This is a genomic window from Litoreibacter ponti (genome assembly GCF_003054285.1).
Lineage (GTDB): Bacteria > Pseudomonadota > Alphaproteobacteria > Rhodobacterales > Rhodobacteraceae > Litoreibacter > Litoreibacter ponti.
The window spans coordinates 596,984-617,405 of record NZ_QBKS01000002.1 but is presented as its reverse complement, the minus strand read 5'-3'; the positions used below and the strand labels follow the sequence as shown (position 1 = coordinate 617,405).

Annotated in this window: 21 protein-coding genes; 6 read left to right on the top strand and 15 right to left on the bottom strand. The window is 65.6% G+C overall.

Annotated elements, in window-relative coordinates; genetic code table 11:
- Positions 1-2 precede the first annotated feature (2 nt).
- From C8N43_RS19915 to C8N43_RS16905, 9 genes are all read right to left on the bottom strand, one after another.
- Positions 3-131 (bottom strand): hypothetical protein, encoded by a 129-nt coding sequence (locus C8N43_RS19915; RefSeq protein ID WP_281257890.1) that lies wholly within the window; start codon positions 129-131, stop codon positions 3-5.
- 1 nt (position 132) lies between these two features.
- Complete coding sequence (locus C8N43_RS16940; protein WP_107846922.1) at positions 133-1,413, bottom strand: c-type cytochrome; 1,281 nt, start codon at positions 1,411-1,413, stop codon at positions 133-135.
- Positions 1,414-2,631 carry a formate dehydrogenase subunit gamma gene (locus C8N43_RS16935; RefSeq protein WP_107846921.1) on the bottom strand — a complete coding sequence of 406 codons (1,218 nt, stop codon included), beginning with the start codon at positions 2,629-2,631 and terminating at the stop codon, positions 1,414-1,416.
- A 100-nt stretch (positions 2,632-2,731) separates the two neighbouring features.
- Positions 2,732-3,325 (bottom strand): formate dehydrogenase FDH3 subunit beta, encoded by a 594-nt coding sequence (gene fdh3B / locus C8N43_RS16930; protein WP_107846920.1) that lies wholly within the window; start codon positions 3,323-3,325, stop codon positions 2,732-2,734.
- A 12-nt stretch (positions 3,326-3,337) separates the two neighbouring features.
- Complete coding sequence (locus C8N43_RS16925) at positions 3,338-6,232, bottom strand: formate dehydrogenase subunit alpha (protein ID WP_107846919.1); 2,895 nt, start codon at positions 6,230-6,232, stop codon at positions 3,338-3,340.
- A gap of 107 nt (positions 6,233-6,339) precedes the next feature.
- A complete protein-coding gene (locus C8N43_RS16920; RefSeq protein ID WP_107846918.1) occupies positions 6,340-6,531 on the bottom strand; it encodes a twin-arginine translocation pathway signal protein in 192 nt (63 codons plus the stop codon).
- 56 nt (positions 6,532-6,587) lie between these two features.
- Entirely contained in the window at positions 6,588-7,199 is a 612-nt protein-coding gene (locus tag C8N43_RS16915; protein WP_425437085.1) for a TorD/DmsD family molecular chaperone, read from the bottom strand.
- Between the two features lie 15 nt (positions 7,200-7,214).
- The gene (locus tag C8N43_RS16910) at positions 7,215-7,808 is read right to left on the bottom strand and encodes a DUF3306 domain-containing protein (protein ID WP_107846917.1); all 594 of its coding nucleotides are present in this window, start codon (positions 7,806-7,808) and stop codon (positions 7,215-7,217) included.
- The gene (locus tag C8N43_RS16905) at positions 7,805-8,329 is read right to left on the bottom strand and encodes a DUF3305 domain-containing protein (RefSeq protein WP_107847335.1); all 525 of its coding nucleotides are present in this window, start codon (positions 8,327-8,329) and stop codon (positions 7,805-7,807) included. Before C8N43_RS16905 ends, C8N43_RS16910 begins: the two co-directional genes overlap by 4 nt.
- A 359-nt stretch (positions 8,330-8,688) precedes the next feature.
- On the opposite strand from C8N43_RS16905, the gene C8N43_RS16900 reads away from it, so the two are divergent.
- Positions 8,689-10,644 carry a 4Fe-4S binding protein gene (locus C8N43_RS16900; protein ID WP_107846916.1) on the top strand — a complete coding sequence of 652 codons (1,956 nt, stop codon included), beginning with the start codon at positions 8,689-8,691 and terminating at the stop codon, positions 10,642-10,644.
- A gap of 8 nt (positions 10,645-10,652) precedes the next feature.
- On the opposite strand, the gene C8N43_RS16895 is transcribed toward C8N43_RS16900, so the two are convergent.
- Positions 10,653-11,375: a cytochrome c family protein gene (locus C8N43_RS16895; RefSeq protein WP_107846915.1), complete on the bottom strand. Its 723-nt coding sequence runs from the start codon at positions 11,373-11,375 to the stop codon at positions 10,653-10,655.
- 95 nt (positions 11,376-11,470) lie between these two features.
- Here C8N43_RS16895 and C8N43_RS16890 point away from each other — a divergent pair, with 95 nt between their 5' ends.
- Genes C8N43_RS16890 through C8N43_RS16875 form a run of 4 tightly spaced genes read left to right on the top strand, consistent with a single transcriptional unit; the run spans position 11,471 to position 13,933 of the window.
- Complete coding sequence (locus C8N43_RS16890; RefSeq protein WP_107846914.1) at positions 11,471-11,665, top strand: DUF6494 family protein; 195 nt, start codon at positions 11,471-11,473, stop codon at positions 11,663-11,665.
- 3 nt (positions 11,666-11,668) lie between these two features.
- Positions 11,669-12,745 carry an Mrp/NBP35 family ATP-binding protein gene (locus C8N43_RS16885; RefSeq protein ID WP_107846913.1) on the top strand — a complete coding sequence of 359 codons (1,077 nt, stop codon included), beginning with the start codon at positions 11,669-11,671 and terminating at the stop codon, positions 12,743-12,745.
- Positions 12,742-13,437, top strand: a complete 696-nt coding sequence (locus tag C8N43_RS16880; RefSeq protein ID WP_107846912.1) for a biotin/lipoate--protein ligase family protein — start codon at positions 12,742-12,744, stop codon at positions 13,435-13,437. The genes C8N43_RS16885 and C8N43_RS16880 overlap by 4 nt, the downstream gene beginning before the upstream one ends.
- 1 nt (position 13,438) lies before the next feature.
- Positions 13,439-13,933 (top strand): DUF6505 family protein, encoded by a 495-nt coding sequence (locus tag C8N43_RS16875; RefSeq protein ID WP_107846911.1) that lies wholly within the window; start codon positions 13,439-13,441, stop codon positions 13,931-13,933.
- On the opposite strand, the gene C8N43_RS16870 is transcribed toward C8N43_RS16875, so the two are convergent.
- From C8N43_RS16870 to C8N43_RS16850, 5 genes are read right to left on the bottom strand one after another with little or no spacing between them, the layout of a single operon-like run.
- Positions 13,927-14,727 (bottom strand): ABC transporter substrate-binding protein, encoded by an 801-nt coding sequence (locus tag C8N43_RS16870; RefSeq protein ID WP_107846910.1) that lies wholly within the window; start codon positions 14,725-14,727, stop codon positions 13,927-13,929. The genes C8N43_RS16875 and C8N43_RS16870 overlap by 7 nt on opposite strands.
- Positions 14,724-15,431 carry an ATP-binding cassette domain-containing protein gene (locus tag C8N43_RS16865; protein ID WP_425437084.1) on the bottom strand — a complete coding sequence of 236 codons (708 nt, stop codon included), beginning with the start codon at positions 15,429-15,431 and terminating at the stop codon, positions 14,724-14,726. The genes C8N43_RS16870 and C8N43_RS16865 overlap by 4 nt, the downstream gene beginning before the upstream one ends.
- Positions 15,428-16,132, bottom strand: coding sequence for an ABC transporter permease (locus C8N43_RS16860; protein ID WP_107846909.1), 705 nt, complete (start codon positions 16,130-16,132; stop codon positions 15,428-15,430). Before C8N43_RS16860 ends, C8N43_RS16865 begins: the two co-directional genes overlap by 4 nt.
- Before the next feature lie 31 nt (positions 16,133-16,163).
- The gene (locus C8N43_RS16855; RefSeq protein ID WP_107846908.1) at positions 16,164-17,411 is read right to left on the bottom strand and encodes a sigma-54-dependent transcriptional regulator; all 1,248 of its coding nucleotides are present in this window, start codon (positions 17,409-17,411) and stop codon (positions 16,164-16,166) included.
- Positions 17,408-19,159 carry a sensor histidine kinase gene (locus tag C8N43_RS16850; RefSeq protein ID WP_158270002.1) on the bottom strand — a complete coding sequence of 584 codons (1,752 nt, stop codon included), beginning with the start codon at positions 19,157-19,159 and terminating at the stop codon, positions 17,408-17,410. The genes C8N43_RS16855 and C8N43_RS16850 overlap by 4 nt, the downstream gene beginning before the upstream one ends.
- 237 nt (positions 19,160-19,396) lie before the next feature.
- Between C8N43_RS16850 and C8N43_RS16845 the strand changes: the two genes are divergently transcribed.
- Positions 19,397-20,401, top strand: coding sequence for a DctP family TRAP transporter solute-binding subunit (locus tag C8N43_RS16845; RefSeq protein WP_107846906.1), 1,005 nt, complete (start codon positions 19,397-19,399; stop codon positions 20,399-20,401).
- The last annotated feature ends 21 nt before the right edge of the window (positions 20,402-20,422 follow it).

Sequence of the window (20,422 nt, the reverse complement as noted above, 5' to 3'; positions counted from 1 at the left end):
GCCTAGTCGCCCAGCCGCACGGACGAGCTCGTGGTGCTTTCTTCCGCCGAGAAGCCCATGTTGTTCAGTGCGAAATTTGCCCCAACGGCGATCACCGCGATGGCCGCAAAGGCCGCAAACATCACCTTCATCTCAATTTCCCCCTTCGGGTTTGGTGGCTTTTTTCAGATAGGCCACAAGGTCGTCCCGGTCCGTGCGCTTGACGATGCGCTGCATCGGCATGTTGGAGCCGGGAATGTAGTGGTCCGGGCCCTCGTCAAACAGCGCGTCGATGCTGTCCTCGTCCCAGATGATATCAGAGCCCGTCAGGATGGGCGAGTAGCGGTAATCCTCCACCGTGCCCGCGCGGCGGCCAAACAGGTTATAGAGCGTCGGCCCCGCCCGCCGCGCGCTCGACGGCGTCAGCGTATGGCAAACAGAACATTTGCGTTTGAACTGCCGCTCGCCATTGGGCAGCGTCGCGGGGTCTTCCAGAAAGGTCCGCGCGCCCGTGGTCATCTGCCCGTGCTGGTCCATCGTCTCGATGGGCCAGGAATACATCACATCATCCAGCCCGCCCGCATGGATATTCTCACCATCGGGCGAGAAGGCCAGCGCCCAGACCGGCCCGCGGGCGGTGGCGCGAAAATCGCGCTCGATCTTCCACGTGGTCGTGTCGATCACCATGATGAACCCTTCGCCGTCGCCCACGGCGATGCGGCTCTCGTCGGGGCTGACCGCCATCGCCAGAATGGGCCGCCGGTCGAGCGAGAAATCCGCGATCTTGTCGCCCGTCACCGGATCAATGACCCGCGTGACCCCGTCCACCGCGCCATAGGCGAGCCAGCTTTCCGTCAGGATCATCTCGTTGACGCCAAAGCCGTGGCGCAAAAGCAGCTGCGTCTCCGCGCCCTCGGCCACGTCCCAGATGCGGATCGTGCCATCGGCGGAGGCGGAATAGAGCGTCTGACCATCCGCGCGGAACACCACATCGTTTACGCCCTGCGCATGGCCTTCCAGAAAGCGCGGCGCGCCATCCTTCCATAGCCCCACCGTCCCGTCCCACGAGGCGGACGCGATCGTGCCATCGGGGGCCACGTCCAGCGCCATGACCTTGCCCCTGTGGCCCTCCAGCCGGGTCTCGTCTCCGGTGGCGAGATCCCACAGCTCCAAGGCGAAATCGTCGCCTGCCGACACCGCGAAGCCGCCCATGAAGCGCACCGCGTTGACCGCCGCGCGGTGGCCTTCCAGCCAGCGCGGGGTCTTGCCGTCCCAGACCCCGACGGAATTGTCGAAGCTTGCCGTCGCGATCTGACCCGTGGGCGAGACCGCGATATCCATGATCGGGCCGCCATGGCCCTTGAGCGTGAAGAAGTCGCCCGCCGGGGCCATGCCCGGCATGGCCAACACGCAGGCTGCAAGCAGCGCGCGCATCTACTCGGCGGGGGTCGCGCCTTTGGGCGCTTGCGTTTCTTTGGCTTTCACCTCGTCGACCCAGAGCGAGTGGTGCTCGCGCGCCCACTGCTCCTCGACTTCGCCAGAGGTCATGGCGTCCGATGCGCCCTCCATCCCGATGGAGCCGATATAGATATGGGCGAAGATGATCGCGATCAGCACGAAGCTCATGATCGAGTGCCACAGCTGCGCGTATTGCATCTCTTCGTGGGGCGCGAGCACGGTGTTCAGCTCGCCGAGCCCCACCAGCTGCGGCAGGCCAAGGGCGTTGAGCTTCTCGAAGGTGAGGGCGAACATCGGCAGCTCGAACGGGAACAGCAGCGACAGGCCCGAGGCCGAGATCGACGCGCCGAAGACGATCACCGACCAGAAGATCAGCTTCTGGCCCGCGTTGAACTTCTTGGCGGGCGGGTGGCCCTTGGTGAAGATGCCGCCGCCTTTCAGCAGCCAGTTGATGTCGGTGCGGTCGGGCAGATTATGCACGACCCACATCACGAAGATCATCACCAGCGCCACCATGAAGGCCCAGGAGACGTTGTTGTGTACCCATTTGGACGCCACCGCCATCGGCGCGAAGGCCTCGTGGCCCAGCAGCGGGATGATCGCCACGCGGCCAAACAGCGTCAGCAGGCCGGTCGCGGCCAGCAGTAGGAACGAGCCCGCCAGCAGCCAATGCCCGAAGCGCTCGACGGCCTGGAAGCGCGTGATCGTGCGGCCGGTCTTCTCGCCGTCGATGCGGATGCGCCCGCGGATCAGGTAGAACAGGGCCAGTAGCAGCAAGGTGCCGCCCAGCAGATACGCGCCGTATTCGCGCAGCGGGCCTTGGCGGAACTCCAGCCACCACATGCCGCCATCCTGCATCAGGGTCGTGGCGGCGGGGCCGCGGGCTGTGGATGAGATGTTGGCGCTGTCATAGCGCAGCGCGCGCCACAGTTCGGGGTCAGAGGCGCCGCCCAGCGTGCCAAGGGCACCGACATTGGGCATGGTCGCGTCTCGGCCATCGTCTTCGCGGCGGAACGTGTCGTCCACGACCTCGCCGCGCTGGCGGGCCAGAATGTCTTCGAGCGTCTGCGCGCCGCCGGTGGCGGAGCGGTCGACAGGTTGTGCGGGGGCGTCAGCCTCCTGCGCCGAGACGGCGGCAGGGGCGACGGCCAGAAGTTGGATGGTCAGGATCAGGGTCAAAAACCGGCGCAGCATGGCGTCTATCCTTTTAGGTCGGGCCGAGTTGGTCGAGGTCTGAGCGCGAGAGGGCGGCCCCGCAGAGCCGCCCTCCCGAATTGCGTATCACGGCAGGGCCTTAGCCTTCGCGGTTGCCATAGGCCGAACCCCAGCCCCAGGCGCCCGACCCGAAGCCCCGGGCCACCACGCGCTCGCGGTAGATGCCGGAGACCACGTCGCCGTCACCGGCCAGCAGGGCCTTGGTGGCGCACATTTCGGCGCAGATGGGCAGCTTGCCCTCAGCGATCCGGTTGCGGCCATACTTGGCGAACTCGGCGGTGGAGTGGGTCTCCTCCGGGCCGCCGGCGCAGAAGGTACATTTGTCCATCTTGCCCCGGGAGCCGAAGTTGCCAGCCTGCGGGTACTGCGGCGCGCCGAACGGGCACGCGTAGAAGCAGTAGCCGCAGCCGATGCAGAGGTCCTTGGAGTGCAGAACCACCCCTTCCTCGTTCTGGTAGAAGCAGTCCGTTGGGCAGACCGCCATACAAGGTGCATCGGAGCAGTGCATGCAGGCCACGGAGATCGACCGCTCGCCCGGGTCACCATCATTGATGGTGACGACCTTGCGCCGGTTGATGCCCCATGGCACCTCATGCTCGTTTTTACAGGCCGTCACACAGGCGTTGCATTCAATGCAGCGCTCGGCGTCGACCAGGAACTTTGCTCTTGCCATTATCGTTCCTCCTCACGCTGTCCAGATTTTGCAGAGAGTGGCTTTCGTCTCCTGCATCTGGGTTACTGAATCGTAGCCATAGGTCTGAGCGGTGTTGGTGCTCTCGCCCAGAACATACGGGTCGGCGCCGTCGGGGTAGTTCTCCCGCAGGTCGCGTCCCTCGAAGTGGCCGCCGAAGTGGAAGGGCATGAAGGCCACGCCTTCGCCCACCCGGTTGGTGACCATGGCCATAACCTTGACCTTGCCGCCCTCCGGGCCTTCGACCCAGACCTGTGCGCCGTCCCGTACGCCAAGGTTGTTGGCGTCCCGCGGGTTGATCTCGACGAACATGTCCTGCTGAAGCTCAGCCAGCCACGGGTTGGAGCGCGTCTCGTCGCCGCCACCCTCGTATTCCACCAGGCGTCCCGACGTCAGGATCATGGGATAATCCTTGGAGAAGTCGTTCTTCTGGATGGAGGCATACATGGTCGGCAAGCGGTAGAACTTGCGGTCCTCGTATGTCGGGTAGTCGGCCACAAGGTCGCGGCGGTTGGTGTAGAGCGGCTCGCGGTGCACCGGCACCGGATCCGGGAAGGTCCACACCACGGCCCGCGCCTTGGCGTTGCCAAACGGCGCACACTCATGCTTGATGGCCACCCGCTGGATGCCGCCCGAAAGGTCGGTCTTCCAGTTGGTCTTGGGACCGGCCACCGCGTCGATCGCTGCGCGCTCGTCATCGGTGAGATCGCCGTCCCAGCCAAGGTCCATGAGCATCTGCATGGTGAACTCAGGATAGCCATCCTGAATTTCCGAGCCTGCGGAGTACACCCCTTCGGCCAGCAGATTGTCCCCATCCCGCTCCACGCCGAAGCGGGCGCGGAAGGTCAGGCCGCCCTCGGAGACGGGCTTGGACATGTCATAGAGGTTCGGCGTGCCGGGGTGCTTCATCTCGGGCGTGCCCCAGCAGGGCCACGGCATCCCGTAGTAGTCGCCATCGGCGGGACCACCCACGGCCTGCAGCGTCGTCCGGTCGAACGTGTGCTGGTTGGCCATGTGCAGCTTGATGCGCTCCGGCGACTGGCCGGTGTAGCCCACGGTCCACATGCCCGAGTTGAACTCCCGGGTGATGCTTTCCACGTTCGGGGTCTCGGCATCTTCCATCTCGATGTTGCGGAAGAAGCGGTCGGCCCAGCCGAACTTGTTGGCGAACTTGGCCATGATGACCTCGTCCGGCAGGCTCTCGAACAGCGGTTCGACGACCTTGTCGCGCCACTGGATGGAGCGGTTGGAGGCCGTGACGGAGCCGCGGGTCTCGAACTGGGTACAGGCGGGCAGCAGGTAGACGCCGTCCTCCCGGTCCTGCATCACAGCCGACACGGTGGGATAAGGATCGACGACGACCAGCATGTCCAGCTGCTCCATCGCGGTCTTCATCTCTTTCATGCGGGTCTGCGAGTTGGGCGCGTGGCCCCAGAACACCATGGCGCGCACCTTGTTGGGGTTGTCCATGTTCTCCGGGTCTTCCAGAACGCCGTCGATCCAGCGCGACACCGGGATGCCGGTCTCGTTCATCAGCGGCTTGTCCTTGCCGTCGGCGCCTTTGGTGACCGCGAACTGGCCCTTCAGCCAATCAATGTCCTCGCCCCAGACGCGCGCCCAGTGGGCCCAGGAGCCCGCTGTCAGGCCGTAGTAGCCGGGCAGGGTGTGGGACAGCACGCCAAGGTCCGTGGCGCCTTGCACGTTGTCGTGGCCGCGGAAGATGTTGGTGCCGCCGCCAGCGGTGCCCATGTTGCCAAGGGCCAGCTGCAGGATGCAGTAGGCACGCGTGTTGTTGTTGCCGTTGGTGTGCTGGGTGCCACCCATGCACCAGATCACGGTGCCGGGGCGGTTGTTGGCCAGCGTCCGGGCGACCCGCTTGAGCTGCGAGCCGGGGACTTCCGTCACACGCTCGACCTCTTCAGGCGTCCACTTGGCGACCTCGTCCTTGATCTGGTCCATGCCCCACACGCGGGTGCGGATGAACTCTTTGTCTTCCCAGCCATTCTCGAAGATGTGGTAGAGAATGCCCCAGACCAGCGCCACGTCGGAGCCCGGGCGGAACCGGACATACTCGTCGGCGTGGGCGGCGGTGCGCGTGAAGCGCGGGTCGCACACGATGACTGGGGCGTTTTGCTGCTCCTTGGCCTTCAGCAGGTGCAGCAGCGAGACGGGGTGCGCCTCGGCCGGGTTGCCGCCGATGATGAAGATCGCCTTGGAGTTGTGGATATCGTTGTAGCTGTTCGTCATGGCGCCGTAGCCCCATGTGTTCGCCACGCCGGCCACGGTGGTGGAGTGACAAATCCGCGCCTGGTGGTCGACGTTGTTCGTCCCCCAGTAGCCTGCGAACTTGCGGAACAGGTAGGCCTGCTCGTTGTTGTGCTTGGCGGAGCCGAGCCAGTAGACCGAGTCAGGCCCGCTCTCGTCGCGGATCTTCATCATGCCGTCGCCGATCTCGTTGATCGCCTGATCCCAGCTGATGCGCTTCCACTCACCACCCTCTTTCTTCATCGGGTACTTGAGGCGGCGCTCGCCATGGGCGTGCTCGCGGACCGCGGCGCCCTTGGCGCAGTGGGCGCCCAGGTTGAAGGGGCTGTCCCAGCCGGGCTCCTGGCCCGTCCAGACGCCGTCTTGCACCTCGGCAATCACGGTGCAGCCGACCGAGCAGTGGGTGCAGACCGATTTCACGGTCTCAACGGCACCCGCCGCGGCGGATTGCGCCGTCGCTTGTGTTACAGAGCCGCCCGTGGCGGCAATTGCGGCAAGGCCACCGATGGCCAGGCCGGAGCCACGCAGAAACGCGCGGCGGTCCACTGCGGCGTTGGCCGCTTCGGACAGGATCGAGGTCCGCTGGGGGCGTCGCGCAACCCCGTTGGTCTTTTTCCTAAGCATTGTAGTTCCTCCCTTGGCGCCACCTCTTGAGGGTGGCTGGGTCGATTTCGGGTCCATCGGCAGTCGGGCGTCACGCAACCAGTCGCGTCAGGGGTGGTGACGGCGTCCTAGAAGCGGGCGCTGTCGAGATATGCGCGCGTGTGCGCGGTGTCCTGCATCGTCTCCGATGTCAGATCGACCGGCTGGGCCTGAGCGGCGGTGCCACCGGCGGCCACTGCGGCCACGGCAGCAGGCGCTGCGGTGCCTGCCAGTTTCAGAAAATCGCGGCGGCTTGCGCCATCCTCGGTCTTCTTGGTCATGGGATGTCTCCCTTCCTTGGTTGTGGCGGGCATCCCCGCCGTTTGGTGCGGGCGGCTTAGCCCGCGCTCATCCGAAAGCCCTCTTTCTCGATCTCCATGAACGCTTTGCCGACAGCGCCGACAGAGGCATAGAGAACCGAGTTTTTCGCGGCTTCCAAATCCGAATAGAAATGCGTGGCCCAGGGGCCGATATGCTTGTTGAAGAACGTCTTCTGGGCGTCCAGCGAGGCCGGCTCGCCAAAGCGGCCCACGATCATCCCGCCCATCATCTCCATGAGCGAGGCGATGTTGTCCTCCGGCTCATAGACATTCTGCGCCCGCGTGATCGCACGCGCGGCCATATCCCGGCGCAGCGCCGCCAGCGGCTTCTCGTTGAGGAATCCCGTCAGGTAGTAGCTCGCATAGGGCAGCAGCTCGCCGCGCCCCAGCCCGATGAACAGCGCGTTGAACTCGCTCTCCACGCTCTTGGGTTTGCTGACTTTTGCCACCCGCGCCAGCGCCGCAATCGCACGGCCAAGATCGGTGTCATCGCCCGACAAGCCCGCGGTCTGGTCCAGCAGCATCTGGTCGGCGGGCCGCGCCAGGATCAGGCCCAGATAGTTGTAAAGGTCCGCGCGCAGCCGGTCCTCGGCACTGACTTCGATAGGGGCGTCTGCGGTCATGGTCATTTCTATCTCAATTCCTTACGCCGTCGCGGCGTCGTCAAAGTCAAAGCGCATCCGCCGCCGGGGCGCGGGCGCATAGTCATCGTGTTCAGTGTCGCTCTCAGGCTCGGGTGCGGCGGCCATCTCGACCGGGGCCTCTTCCGGCGCGGTCTCAGCCACCTCCAGCACCTCTTCAGGCTCAGCCATCTCCGGCTCGTCCGTGCCAAGCGCCTGCTCGGCCATCTTCTGAACATGAGTCAGCATGCCCTTGCCCACCTGATAGGCGGTCTGAATGTTCTCGACCGCCATCGCGCTGTCGGTGAAGTCCTGCCCGTAATCGACCAGCTCATCGAGATTGGCGAGCGTCGGGTTCGTCAGCCACAGCTTGCGCAGCGCGCGGGTGCGCAGCCGCTGCGGCACTGTCTTGGCCATGAAGGCGGAGAAATCATCACCCGTCTCAAGGCTTTCGGGCTCGGGCAGGCCCAGCTCGGCCAACAACTCGTCATCGGTCTTCTCGGCTTCGGCCTGTTCCAGCGCGACGGCCTCTTGCGCCTTGGCCTCGGCGGCCTGTTCGGCCTCGACCCGCGCCTTGCGGCGGGACCAGAAATCGCTCTTGTCTGCGACCCGGCTCATTGCAGCACCTTGCGCGGCGCGCGGAAGACGTCGCTGGTCTGGCGGATGCGGGCGTCGCCCTTGCCGTCCTCGACCTGGTCCGTGCGGGCTTTGTTGCGGCGGCGCTTGACGAAGACTTCCTCTTCGTGATGCGCCTCGGCAAATTCGCGCACCCAGGCGATCAACCCGGGCGGCATCGGCACTTTCTCGACAATGTCCTCGGAGGTGTCCGCGTAATCCTGGCCCTCAAAGGGCGAGGCGGTCGCCAGCAGGACCTGCAACGCCTCTGGCCCCTCGGCTTCCCGCATCACGACGTAGATCGACGGCACCGCGGAGCTGAGCCCCTGAAGGTAGGCTTCCGCATCCGCGCGGTGCAGTTCAAGCGGGACCGTCGCTGCGTGAAATTCAACCGTGTCACCGTCGCGGCGCAGCTCGCGCCAGGCGGCGGGGCCTGCGCCCGGCATCACGGCCACCGCACGCCAATTCCACGCAGCCCAGCGGGTCACCCCGGGGCTTTTGCGCAGGACCACGCCCAGCGGCATGGATTGGCGAATTTGATCGGTGATGGTCAAGGCTCCTCCCAAAGCGGCAAGACGTGTGCCCAGCTTGCGTCAGGATTCGCTCCACGCGAAGCACTTTTTCAGGCTGCCCGCATCTTTGGCAGACGCGCGGACAATTTGGGCAGCCCAATTGCATGCCATTGTCGACCGAGGACAAATTGACCTTTTGCCCTTGCGCCCCGTGCGCGACGCGACCCGGGAATCACACCATTTATGCCACCCCGAAATTGGCGCACTCCGACGCGGCTTGCGGAAAAATCCCGGTTTACGACCGGTCGAAAACGTGCCTTCCTGTGCCGCGCGTGGCCGACTGGGGAGCCGCGTTGGGGAGGACGTCAGATATGGCTAAGTCATTGATTTTGTGCGACTGTATGGGGTCCCAATCTATCGACTCCGACGGTCTGTCCGATGCCGCCGGATTGGCCTGCTCGAAGGTGCATACCGGCCTGTGCACCACCCAAGTCGATGCCGCCGCAGCCGCCATCGCGGGGGGCGAGGTCGTCATCGCATGCCAGCAGGAACGCGCCCTGTTCGAGACACTCGCGGCCGAGATCGAGGCCCCTGAGCCCGCCTTCCTCGACCTGCGCGACCGGGCCGGATGGAGCGATGATCCCGCCCCGAAACTGCCCAAAATGGCCGCCCTGACCGCCGAGGCGATGCTGGATGTGCCCACCGCGAAGACCCTCGACGTGGTCTCCGAAGGCATGTGCCTGATCATGGGACCGGCCGATGTCGCGTTGAAAGCCGCCGCCGATCTTGCTGAAACCCTCAGCGTCACGGTCCTGATCACCGAAGGCGAATTGCCCGAGTTCGAGCGCGGCTTTGACATCATCCTGGGCCGGCTGAAGCAGGCCAGCGGCAGCTTCGGCGCGTTTGAGCTGCGCCTCGACCAGTTGCAGCAGCCAATCCCCGGCGGGCGCGGCCCGCTCGCGTTTACCGAACCCAAGGACGGCGCGCGCACCCAATGCGATCTGATCCTTGATCTGACCGGCGGCACGGCGCTGTTCCCGGCTCCTGATAAGCGCGACGGCTACCTGCGCGCCGACCCCGGCAGCATCGGCGCGGTGGCCTCCGCCGTCTTGGCCGCGTCGCAAATGGTAGGCACTTTCGAAAAGCCGCTCTACGTCCGCCTCGAAGAGCCGCTCTGCGCCCATTCCCGCGCCGAAAAGCCCGCCTGTTCCAACTGCTTGGGCGTTTGCCCGACCGGCGCGATTACGTCTGCGGGCGAGCATGTCGCGATTGACCCGATGATCTGCGCGGGCTGCGGCTCCTGCGCCGCCGTCTGCCCGTCTGGTGCCATCAGCTACGACGCGCCGCCGGTCGACACGCTCTTCCGCCGCATCCAGACGCTCGCTTCCGCCTTCCGCAAAGCGGGTGGCGCGAACCCGCGCCTGCTGATCCATGACGACAGCCATGGCCGCGAGATGATCGCGCTCGCCGCGCGCTTCTCGCGCGGTCTGCCCGCCGATGTGATCCCGCTGGAAGTCGACGCGCTGTCGGGTATCGGCCATGCCGAAATGCTCGCCGCGCTGGCCTCCGGGTTCGCCCAGGTCGACCTGCTGCTCAGCCCCAAGACCGAGCGCGACGCGCTCGATCCGCAACTGGCTCTGGCCGAGGCATTGGGCGGCGCGGGCAAGCTCCGCCTGCTCGAGCCCCAAGAGCCCGACGCGCTCTGTGATCTGCTCTATGACCAGCCCGACGCGCAGGCGATTCCAGAGCCGATCCTGCCCATGGGCACCCGCCGTCAGGTCGCGCGGCTGTCGGCCAAGACATTGAACCCAAACGCAGAAACTCTGACGCTGCCCGCAAACGCGCCCTACGGCGCAGTGGTCGTGGATCAAGACAGCTGCACGTTGTGCCTGTCCTGCGTGTCGCTCTGCCCCTCCGGCGCGCTGGGCGACAATCCCGACATGCCGCAGCTGCGGTTCCAGGAAGACGCCTGCCTGCAATGCGGCCTGTGCACCAACATCTGCCCCGAGGACGCGATCACCCTGAAGCCGCAGATGGACCTGACCGACGCCGCCTTCACCCAGAAGGTCGTGCACGAGGAAGCCCCCGCCGAATGCGTCGAATGCGGCGCGCTGTTCGGGGTGCAATCGACCATCGACCGCATCATGGAAAAGCTCGCGGGCAAGCATTCGATGTTCGCCACGTCAGACGCCGCGCGCATGATCCAGATGTGCGATACCTGCCGGATCAATGCGCAGTTCCATTCCGAGAACAACCCGTTCGCCCAAGGCGAGCGACCCAAGGTGCGCACGACCGATGACTACCTGTCCAAGCGGCGCGATCACTGATGCGAAACCTACTGAGACTTGACCGGGGCCCCAAGGTCCGCGGGCGCAAGGCTCGCCGTATAGGCGAGGATCGCGTCGATGTCGTCCAGCGTCACCTCGATGGGCGCGATGGGCGACGGGCGCAGCGGGTCGAACGGCTCGGTCACGTCCTCGACTTGCGTGAACGCCGGGTGCGGCTTCAGCGTGAAGAACGCCAAAATGCGGTCGTCCCAGCCCGACAGGGTGCGCAGCACGGCAAAGGATGGGGACGATCCGATTGCGTTCATCCGGTTGCTCTCGTTAACCACGTGGCAGCGCCCGCAATGGGTCAGCGCCAGCTTCTCGCCCTCGGCCAGATCGCCGTCGAAACTGGCCGCGGCGACCTCGACCTCGACCTCGCTCGGTTCCGAAAACAGCGGCGCGCCATCCGGCTGGAACGCCACGACCGTGCGCAGCCCGATCTCGGAGGTCAGCCAGTCCTCGAACCGCGCCGTGGCCTTCGACCCGTCATGGCTCAGATACCAGATGCCGTCCGGCCCCTGAAACACCGGCACGTCGCCGGAGCGGGCGAATTGCGCCTCCGCGTCGCCCTCCACAACCGCGATCCGCAGTTGCGTTTTCAGCGAGAAGCGCGGCAGCAGATGTTTCAGAAATCCGGTCTCCTGCAGCTCCGCCGGGGCGGCCAGTCGGAAGGCCGCATCCTGCCCGAAGGCAGGGCCGCAAAGCAGGCACAAGATCATCAACCACCGCATGGCGATCCTTTCCAAAGGGCGCTACATCAAGGCTAAGTCGCGGCCCTCGCATGCGTCAAGCCCGCGAGAGGACCAATGAAACAAGGGAGAAGACCATGAGCGAAGACTTCAACATGAGCATGCGCAAGTTCCTCAAGCAGGTCGGCGTGACCTCGCAGCAGGCCATCGAAGGCGCGCTGCGCGACAAGGGCGCCAAGGCCGGCGACACGTTCGAGGCCAAGATGGTGCTGACCATCGACGGGCTGGATATGGAGCATGTCGTTACCGGCACGATCGAGGGGCAGGACTAGCCCATGAGCCTTACGCGCGAACAGGTGCTCGATGCGCTCAAGACCCTCAAGGACCCGGTCTCAGCGCAGGATCAGGACATTGTCAGCGCGGGCGTCGTGCGCGCCTTGAACGTGGGCGACGACGCCTCCGTGCGCTTCGTGATCGAGATCGACCCGAAGCGCGCCGACGCGTGGGAGCCCGTCCGGGCCGAGGCCGAAGCCAAGATCAAGGCGCTGCCCGGGGTCGGCACCGTCTCCGCCGTGCTGACCGCTCACACCGCGCCCACGCCGCCGCCGGATCTGAAGCCGTCCCGCGCGGCGGAGCCGACCGGCCCGCAAAAATTGCCGGGCATTAACCACATAATCGCCATCGCGTCCGGCAAGGGCGGGGTCGGCAAGTCGACCGTCTCCGCAAATCTCGCCTGTGCGCTCGCAGCCGAAGGCAAGCGGGTCGGGCTGCTCGACGCCGATGTCTACGGGCCGTCGCAACCACGCATGCTGGGCGTCTCCGGCAGGCCTGCGTCACCCGATGGCAAAACCATCCTGCCCATGCGCAACCACGGCGTGACGATGATGTCGCTGGGCCTGATGACCAATGACGATCAGGCCGTCGTCTGGCGCGGCCCGATGCTGATGGGCGCGCTGCAGCAGATGCTGAACCAGGTCCAATGGGGCGCTTTGGATGTGCTGCTGGTGGACCTGCCACCCGGCACCGGTGACGTGCAGATGACGCTCGCGCAAAAGGCCCATCTTGACGGGGCGGTGATCGTCTCGACGCCGCAAGACGTGGCCCTTCTGGACGCGCGCAAGGGCATCGACATGTTCAACCAGCTCGGGACGCCGCTTCTGGGCATGATCGAGAATATGTCGACGCATATCTGCTCCAAATGCGGCCACGAGGAACATGTCTTCGGCCATGGCGGCGTCGCGTCCGAGGCCGAAAAGCTGGGCGTGCCGCTGCTGGCCGAAATTCCGCTCCATCTCGACATTCGCCTCGCCGCTGATGGCGGCGCGCCCATCGTGGTCTCCAAGCCCGACAGCGCGCAGGCCGAAGGGTTCCGCACCGTGGCACGCGCGCTGATCGCGCAGGGCGTCATATGACCGAGCCGACCTTCCCCCCGTTGATGAGCGGTCAGGCCGTAACGGTCGACCCGTTCGAAAAAGCCTGCGCTCAAGCCGCCCTTGGCTGCGACGCGGGTCTGGTCGTGCATCACCTCGCGTCCGACACGTTGCGCGCCGCGCTGGTCTTCGCGCCTGAGGTGCCGCTCGCCGATGCGATGGCGATGCTGCCGGTCTGCGGCGTGGGCTTCCAGAATGCGCTCGGCGCGCTCGCCCCGCCCGAAGTTGCCGTGCATCTTCAATGGGATGGCGGCATCCGGGTCAACGGCGCGTCCTGCGGGCGCTTGCGGGTCGCGGCCTCTGGCGACGACCCGGACGTTGAGCCCGATTGGCTGGTCGTGGGGTTGGAGCTGACCCTTTGGCCCGACAGCGACGAGACAGGCCACACCCCCGATAAAACCGCGCTCTATGCCGAAGGCTGCGCCGATGTGGACGCGGTCGCGCTGTTGGAAAGTTGGACGCGGCACACGCTTGTCTGGATCAACCGCTGGGCGGACGAGGGCGTCGAACCCCTGCACAAGGAATGGCGTGGCCTCGCCCATGGCATCGGCGAGGACACGGCCCGCGACGGCCTGACCGGCACCTTCCTTGGCGTCGATGAGCGCTTCGGGATGCTCCTGCGCGACGACGCCACCACCCACCTGATCCCGCTGACCACCCTGCTGGAGAGCTGACATGAAACTAGCCCGCGCCATCCATTTCGATGAAAGCGACCTCAACGTTTTCCACTCCCCCGCGCGGACGGGCGAGTGGTGCATCGCGGGCGGGTTCGAGTTCTCCAACTGGGGCGAGGGCGATTTGGTCGGCAAGGCCCGGCAGGCCTTCACCAATGGCTGGCTGGGGGTGGAAACCTTCGGGCGCGTCTCCTTCGTCGCCGTCACCCAGCTTGAGCCCAACGAGCGCGACTGGCTGATCGAGCGGCTGGCGCAGCATTTCGTCGATGTCTACGGCGCGCCCTCGCTGGACGCCGCCAAGCCCACCGCAGCGCAGGAGATCGACGATATGATCGAGCTGTGTGAAGATCAGGACGCCAACACCGTGCTCGCCGTCACCCGCGAGCTGACCGAGGCCGGCGTCAAGGAGGGCTTCCGCGCCATCGAAAGCCAAGCCGCCTCAATCGACCAGTTCGCGGTGCACGGCCATCTCGACGACGAGCCGCATTCTCACTGAGTGGCGTTAAAGGTGAACAATTGTTCACCGCCGATCCGGTAGCCGTCGATCAGCGTCCGCGCCGCGTCGCTCACCAGCCAAGCCTCCAACTGCAACGCCAGATCGTGGCGCACATGGGGGTGCTTGGCCGGGTTCACCGGCAGGTAGGCGTATTGGTTGAACAGCGCCGGATCGCCCTCGAACAGCACCGCCAACCCGTCCTTGCGGCCGAAATTCAGCCAGCTCGCCCGGTCGGACATAATGTGTGCGCCAAGGCCCGCCGCGGTGTTCAGCGCCGCCCCCATGCCCGCGCCGACGGACTTGTACCAAGCTCCGAGTCCCTCCGGGTCCAGCCCGGCCGCGCGCCATAATGACAGCTCTTTCTTGTGGGTCCCGCTGTCATCGCCGCGGCTGACGAAGAAGGCCTGCGCCCCGGCAATTTTACCCATCGCATCCGCGATGCCGTCCGCCGAGCCGACCCCCGCCGGGTCCACCTCCGGCCCGATCACGACAAAATCGTTATACATGATCTCGCGCCGATGCGTCCCGAACCCGGCCTCGACAAACGCGTCCTCGGCTGCGCGCGAATGCACCAGGATCGCGTCCACATCACCCGCTTCCCCAAGCCGGATCGCCTGCCCCGTGCCCACGACCAGCAGCTGCACCTCCAGCCCGGTGTCGGCTTCAATCGCGGGCAGCAACACCTCCGACAGGCCGGAATTGTGGAACGAGGTCGTCACCGCCATGCGCAGCGTCTCCGCGAGGCTCGCCTGCGCCCAGACCAACGCCACAATCGCGATAAACAAACGGATCATACGATATCCCCTTTCAGAAATGCGCGGGCCTCGTCCGTGGCGGGCCCGTCGAAGAAATCTGTCGCCGCGGCGCGCTCATGGATGCGCCCGCCCAGCATAAACACCACGTCAGAGGCCAGCCTGCGGGCCTGCCCCATATTATGCGTGGCCATCATCAGCGTGGTGCCGCGCGCGTGCTCGGCCAGCAGCAGCGCCTCGATTTCTGCCGTGGCGCGCCCGTCGAGATTGGCGCAGGGCTCGTCGAGGAACAACAGCTCCGGTGCGCGCATCATAGCGCGGGCCAGCGCCAGCTTCTGCTTCTCGCCGCCCGACAGTTGCGGCGCGGGCACTGACAGGCCTGCCCGCAGGCCCACTTTTACGGCGGCCTCTGCCGCCTTGGCGCGTGCCGCCGTGCGGCCCATACCCTGCAACACCAGCGGGTAGGCCAGATTATCCAGCACCGTGCGCCGCATCATGATCGGCTGTTGGGACACATAGGCCTGCTTCTGATCCGCCTCCGCCGTCGGCACGGCGTATTGCATCCGGCCTTCGGTCAGCCGCTGCAGCCCATGCAGGCTGCGGATCAGGGTCGTCTTGCCGGATCCGTTTGGCCCAATGACGATCACGAACGCGCCTTTGGCGACCTCCAGATCCACAGGACCTACCAGCGTCTCGCCTTTGCGGCGCACCACGGCACCGGTCACAGAAAGGGGCAGGATGCTCACCAGCGGCCCTCCCGTTCCGTGCGGCTCAGGCCATGGATCGCAAGGTTCACGATCACCGCCAGCCCGATCAGCACGAAGCCCAGTCCCAAGGCTAGCGCGAAGTCGCCCTTGCCGGTCTCCAGCGCGATCGCCGTCGTCAGCACCCGGGTCGCGTGGTCGATATTGCCGCCCACGATCATGATCGCGCCCACCTCGCCAATCGCGCGGCCAAAGCCCGCGAGCGCCGCTGTGATCAAGGCCCGCCTGCCGTCCCAGATCAGGGTGCGAATGCGCTGGCCCCGCGTCGTGTTCAGCGAGATCAGCAGGTCGTGATACTCCGCCCATAACTCGCGGATCGCCTGATGGGCAATCGATGCGATCAGCGGCGTGATGATGATCACCTGCGCGATGATCATCGCCGTGGGTGTGAACAGCAACCCCAGCACCCCGAACGGGCCCGAGCGCGATAGCAGGATGTAGACGATCAGCCCGACGACCACAGGCGGCAGGCCCATCAAGGCGTTCATCAGGGCAATCGCGGTGCGACGGTAGCGGAAGCGGCGGATCGCCAGCCACGCGCCAAAGGGCAGGCCAAGGGCCGAGGCGATGACGACCGCCGTCAATGTCACATGCAGCGAGCGGAGCGTGATCTCCACCAGATCCGCGTCCAGCGTGACCAGCAGGGTCAACGCCGCTGCCATGCCCTCCCAAATCTCGCCCATAGGTCCTCCCGCGCCCGCGAAAGTCTCACGGCTAAGGGGCGGGATCAACGGGCTTTTTGACCCGGAAGTCTTTCGGTTTCAGCCCGTGCTTGGCCAGTTTGTCATAGAGCGTCTTGCGCGGCAGGCCGAGCGCCTCCGCGACGGCGCCGGACCGCCCGCCCAGCCGCTTGAGCGTGTCCGACAGCACCAGCTTCTCGAAGGAGTTCATCTGGTCCGCCAGCGTCAGCTCCGCACTTGGGTGGGCCTGCATGTTCAGGCCAAGCGCGAAGCTGCGCGCGAAGTTGCGCAGCTCCGGCAGATTGCCGGGCCAGTCGCGCGCAACGACCTGCGCGTACAGGCTTTCAGAGATCACCGGCATGTCGGAATTCAGCCCTCGCACGTTCTGGCGCACCAGCGTCTCGAACAGCACGGCAAGGTCCTTCTTGCGGCGCGCGAGCGACGGCACCTCGATCTGCATGACGTCGAACGCGAAGAACAGATCGTCGCTCAGCCCGTTCGCCCGCAGCTTGCCCAGCGGCAGGCTTGAGGACGCCATCACCCGCAGCCCAGGCACCCGCTCCATCAGCGAGACGAGCGCGGATTGCTGCGCGGGGGTCGCGCGTTCCAGCGCCTTCATGGACAGATCGGTGGGCAGCGCGCCGACATCGAGGTCGCGCAGCGCTTCGGCGGAAATGTCCTGCATCGACAGCGAGATGAAGGCCTGACGCTCGGCGTCGAGCGCGTGGATCGTATGCGCCGCCAGCCGTTTGCCCGCCCCGGGTGGGCCGTGCAGGAAGATGTTTTGCGGCAGCCCGGCGGCTTGGCGAAGGTGTTCGCGCAGCCGAACCACGGCGCTGGAGCTGCCGGGAAAATTCGCAGCCGCCGCATCGCCCGCCTGCAATCGCCGCTCCATCTGGCGCGAGCGCAGCACGAGGTGGCGATGCTCCAGCGCGCGAGTGATAACCTCCAAAAGCTTGTCCGGCGGGCAGGGCTTCTGGCGGAAGTCATAGGCGCCCTCGGACATGGCGCGCACCGCCATCGGCACATCCGCCTGGCCCGTCAGCAGGACCACCGGCAGGTCGGGGTCCACCTCGCGGGCGCGGGCCAGCACGTCGAAGCCGTCCTTGCCCGGCATGCGGATATCCGACAGCACGACGCCCTCGAAATCGCGGCTGATATGGGGCTTGGCCATGACGTAGCTTGAGGTGGCGATCACGTCGATCTCTTCCAGCTCGAAGCTTTGGGTGAGCGAGCCGCGCAGGGCCGCGTCATCCTCGATCAGAAGCACTTTCGGGATCATTCCGCCGCCTCCTGTCGGTCGAGCAGGGGCAGGGCGATGGTAAAGCGCGCCCCGCCGTTCTCGGGATTTTCGACCGCGAGCGTGCCCCCGAAGCTGCCGACGATGCCATAGGAAATCGACAGGCCCAGCCCCAGCCCGTTCGAGGCGCCAACATCCTTCGTGGTATAAAACGGCTCGAACGCGCGGGTAGGGTCGGCAAGGCCGGGCCCTGTGTCCTCGACGGTGATCACCGCCTGGCCCGTTTGTTGGGCAAGGGAGACGGTGATCTCGCGCCGCTCCTGACCCTCCATGGCGTCCATCGCGTTTGACAGAAGGTTCACTACGACCTGCTGCAGCCGCACGGCGCCTGCTTCGACAAAGACCGGCGCGTCGGGCAGGGACAGGGACAGTGTGACGTCCTCCGCGCGGGCGCGCTGGTCCGCAAGACCAAGGGAGGCCCGTAGCACTTCACCCACATCGACGTCTTCCAGCGGCTCGGTTTCCTTGCGGGCGAAGCCACGCAGGTTGGTGATGATGCGGCCCATGCGTTCCGTCTGCTCGGAGATCAGCGACAGGTTGTCCTTGGCGTCGGGCGCGCGGTCCCGCGCGATCAGTTTCTTGGCGTTCTCCGCGTAGTTCTGAATGGCCGAGAGCGGCTGGTTCAGCTCGTGGCTGATCTCGGCCGACATGTGGCCAAGCGCAGTCAGCTTGGAGGCCTGCACCAGATCGTCCTGCACCTGCTGCAGCTGGGCGTTGCGCCGCGCGACGCGGGCTTCCAGCACCGCGTTGGCCTCCGCTTCGATGCGCAGCTGGTCGGCAATGCGCTGGCGACTTTGCCAAAAGGCCAGCAAGCCAAGACCAAACGCTGCCAACAACGCCGCCGTCAGCAGCGCCTGCAGCCGCGCCTCGCCCACGGCGGGGGCGATGTCCATGAAGGCGCGGGTCGTCATCTCCACCAGCGGCAGGGTGCGGCTGACCACCAGCGCCCGCTCCGGCATGACACCGCCGCCGTCGAAGGCCCAGATCGTGCGGCCGCCCGCGCGCTCGAACAGATGCTCGGGGAAGGGGGTCAGGCTTTCGGGCGGGTAGGGGGCGCTTCCGACGATCTCCTGCCGTTTCAGATCAGGATCAAAGCTCAGCGCCAGCTCCAGCCGGTTCGACACGAAGGCCACGCCGTAGGCATCGAAGAAGGTCACAACGTTCTCGTCGATGCGCCATTCGTATTCCAGCTGGTCGACATTGACCTTCACCGTGACAAAGCCGATGGGGCGGCTGTCCGGGCCCAGCACGCTGCGGGTGAAGTAGTAGCCCCGCGCGCCGTCGCGCTCGGCGGAATGGTAGACGCCCAGCCGCCCGGTGCGCGCGGCCACAACGTCGTCGCGCTGTCCAAGCGCGCGCCCGATGAAGCCGGGGTCGTCTTCGAGGGTCGAAGAGGCCAGCACCCGCCCGCCTTCGTCCAGCACGGTGATGGACCGTGCCCCCGCAATCAGGGTCGAGCGCAGCAGAAACTCGCTCACGCCCACCATGTCACTGCGCCCGTCAAGCTGGGACATGACCCGCGGGTGGCGCGCGAGGAAGTTGGCCAGTTCCTTGTAGCTTTCCAATTGCGCGGTGATCCGGTCGCCCGCCTGCTGCACCGCGATCTCGCCCGACCGCTCCAACCGGTCGAGCCCGGCCCGCAGACCCATCTGATAGACGCCCGTGACAATCAGCGCCGCAAGCAGCGCGGATATCAGCAGGACAGGGGTAAGGCGGGGCAGGTGAGGCACGGGCGATTCGCAAGCGTTGGGTGCAGTGCACATACCGCAGATACCGGGTTTGGAAACGTGAAAATGTCCGACTTTCCGCACAAATTGCAGCGCACTTCACGATTTTTTCGCCGTAAAGCATTGAAAATAAATCTCTTTCAATTCTTTCAAGGAGTCGCTTGAAACCGCCAACAGGCCGCTTACCCTCACCGCATCGGGCGGAAGACCCGTCCAAGTTGATCCAATGGGAGGATACCAATGAAAACCTTTTTGAAGGCCGCATGCGTCGCGGCCGTTGCTCTCGTTCCGGGCGCTGCCTTTGCAGCCTGTGACGACGGCGAAGTCGTCATCAAGTTCAGCCACGTCACCAACACCGACAAGCACCCCAAGGGCATCGCTGCATCCCTTCTGGAGCAGCGCGTCAATGACGAGATGAACGGCAAAGCCTGCATGGAGGTCTTCCCGAACTCCACGCTCTACACCGACGAGAAAGCGCTCGAGGCCCTGCTGCAGGGTGACATCCAGCTGGCCGCCCCGTCGCTGTCGCTGTTCGAGAAGTTCACCAAGCAGTTCCGCATCTTCGACCTGCCCTTCATGTTCAAAGACATCGCCGCTGTGGACGCGTTCCAGGCCTCTGCCGAAGGTCAGGCGATGAAGGACAGCATGCAGAAGCGTGGCCTGCAGGGCCTGCAGTTCTGGCACAATGGCATGAAGCAGATGTCGGCCTCCAAGCCGCTGATCCTGCCCACCGACGCCGAGGGCCTGAAGTTCCGCGTGCAGCCCTCTGACGTGCTGGTCGCCCAGATGGAAGCCATCGGTGGCTCGCCCCAGAAGATGGCGTTTGCCGAGGTGTACGGCGCGCTGCAGCAGGGCGTTGTGGACGGCCAGGAAAACACCTGGTCCAACATCTTTGGCCGCAAGTTCTTCGAAGTCCAAGACGGCGTGACCGAGACCAACCACGGCATCATCGACTATCTCGTCGTGGCCAATGTGGACTGGCTGGACGGTCTGGACGGCGACGTGCGCGACCAGTTCCTGACCATCCTCGAAGAAGTCACCGTGACCCGCAACGCCGAGTCCACCAAGGTGAACGAGAGCGCAAAGCAGGCGATCATCGACGCCGGTGGCGTGGTGCGCTCGCTGGATGCGGATCAGCGCGCGGCCTGGGTCGAGGCGATGAAGCCCGTGTGGAGCCAGTTCGAAGGTGACGTGGGCGCCGAGAACATCGCAGCCGCACAGGCGATCAACGCCGCCACCAACTAAGAAACCTGCTATAAGGCAGAC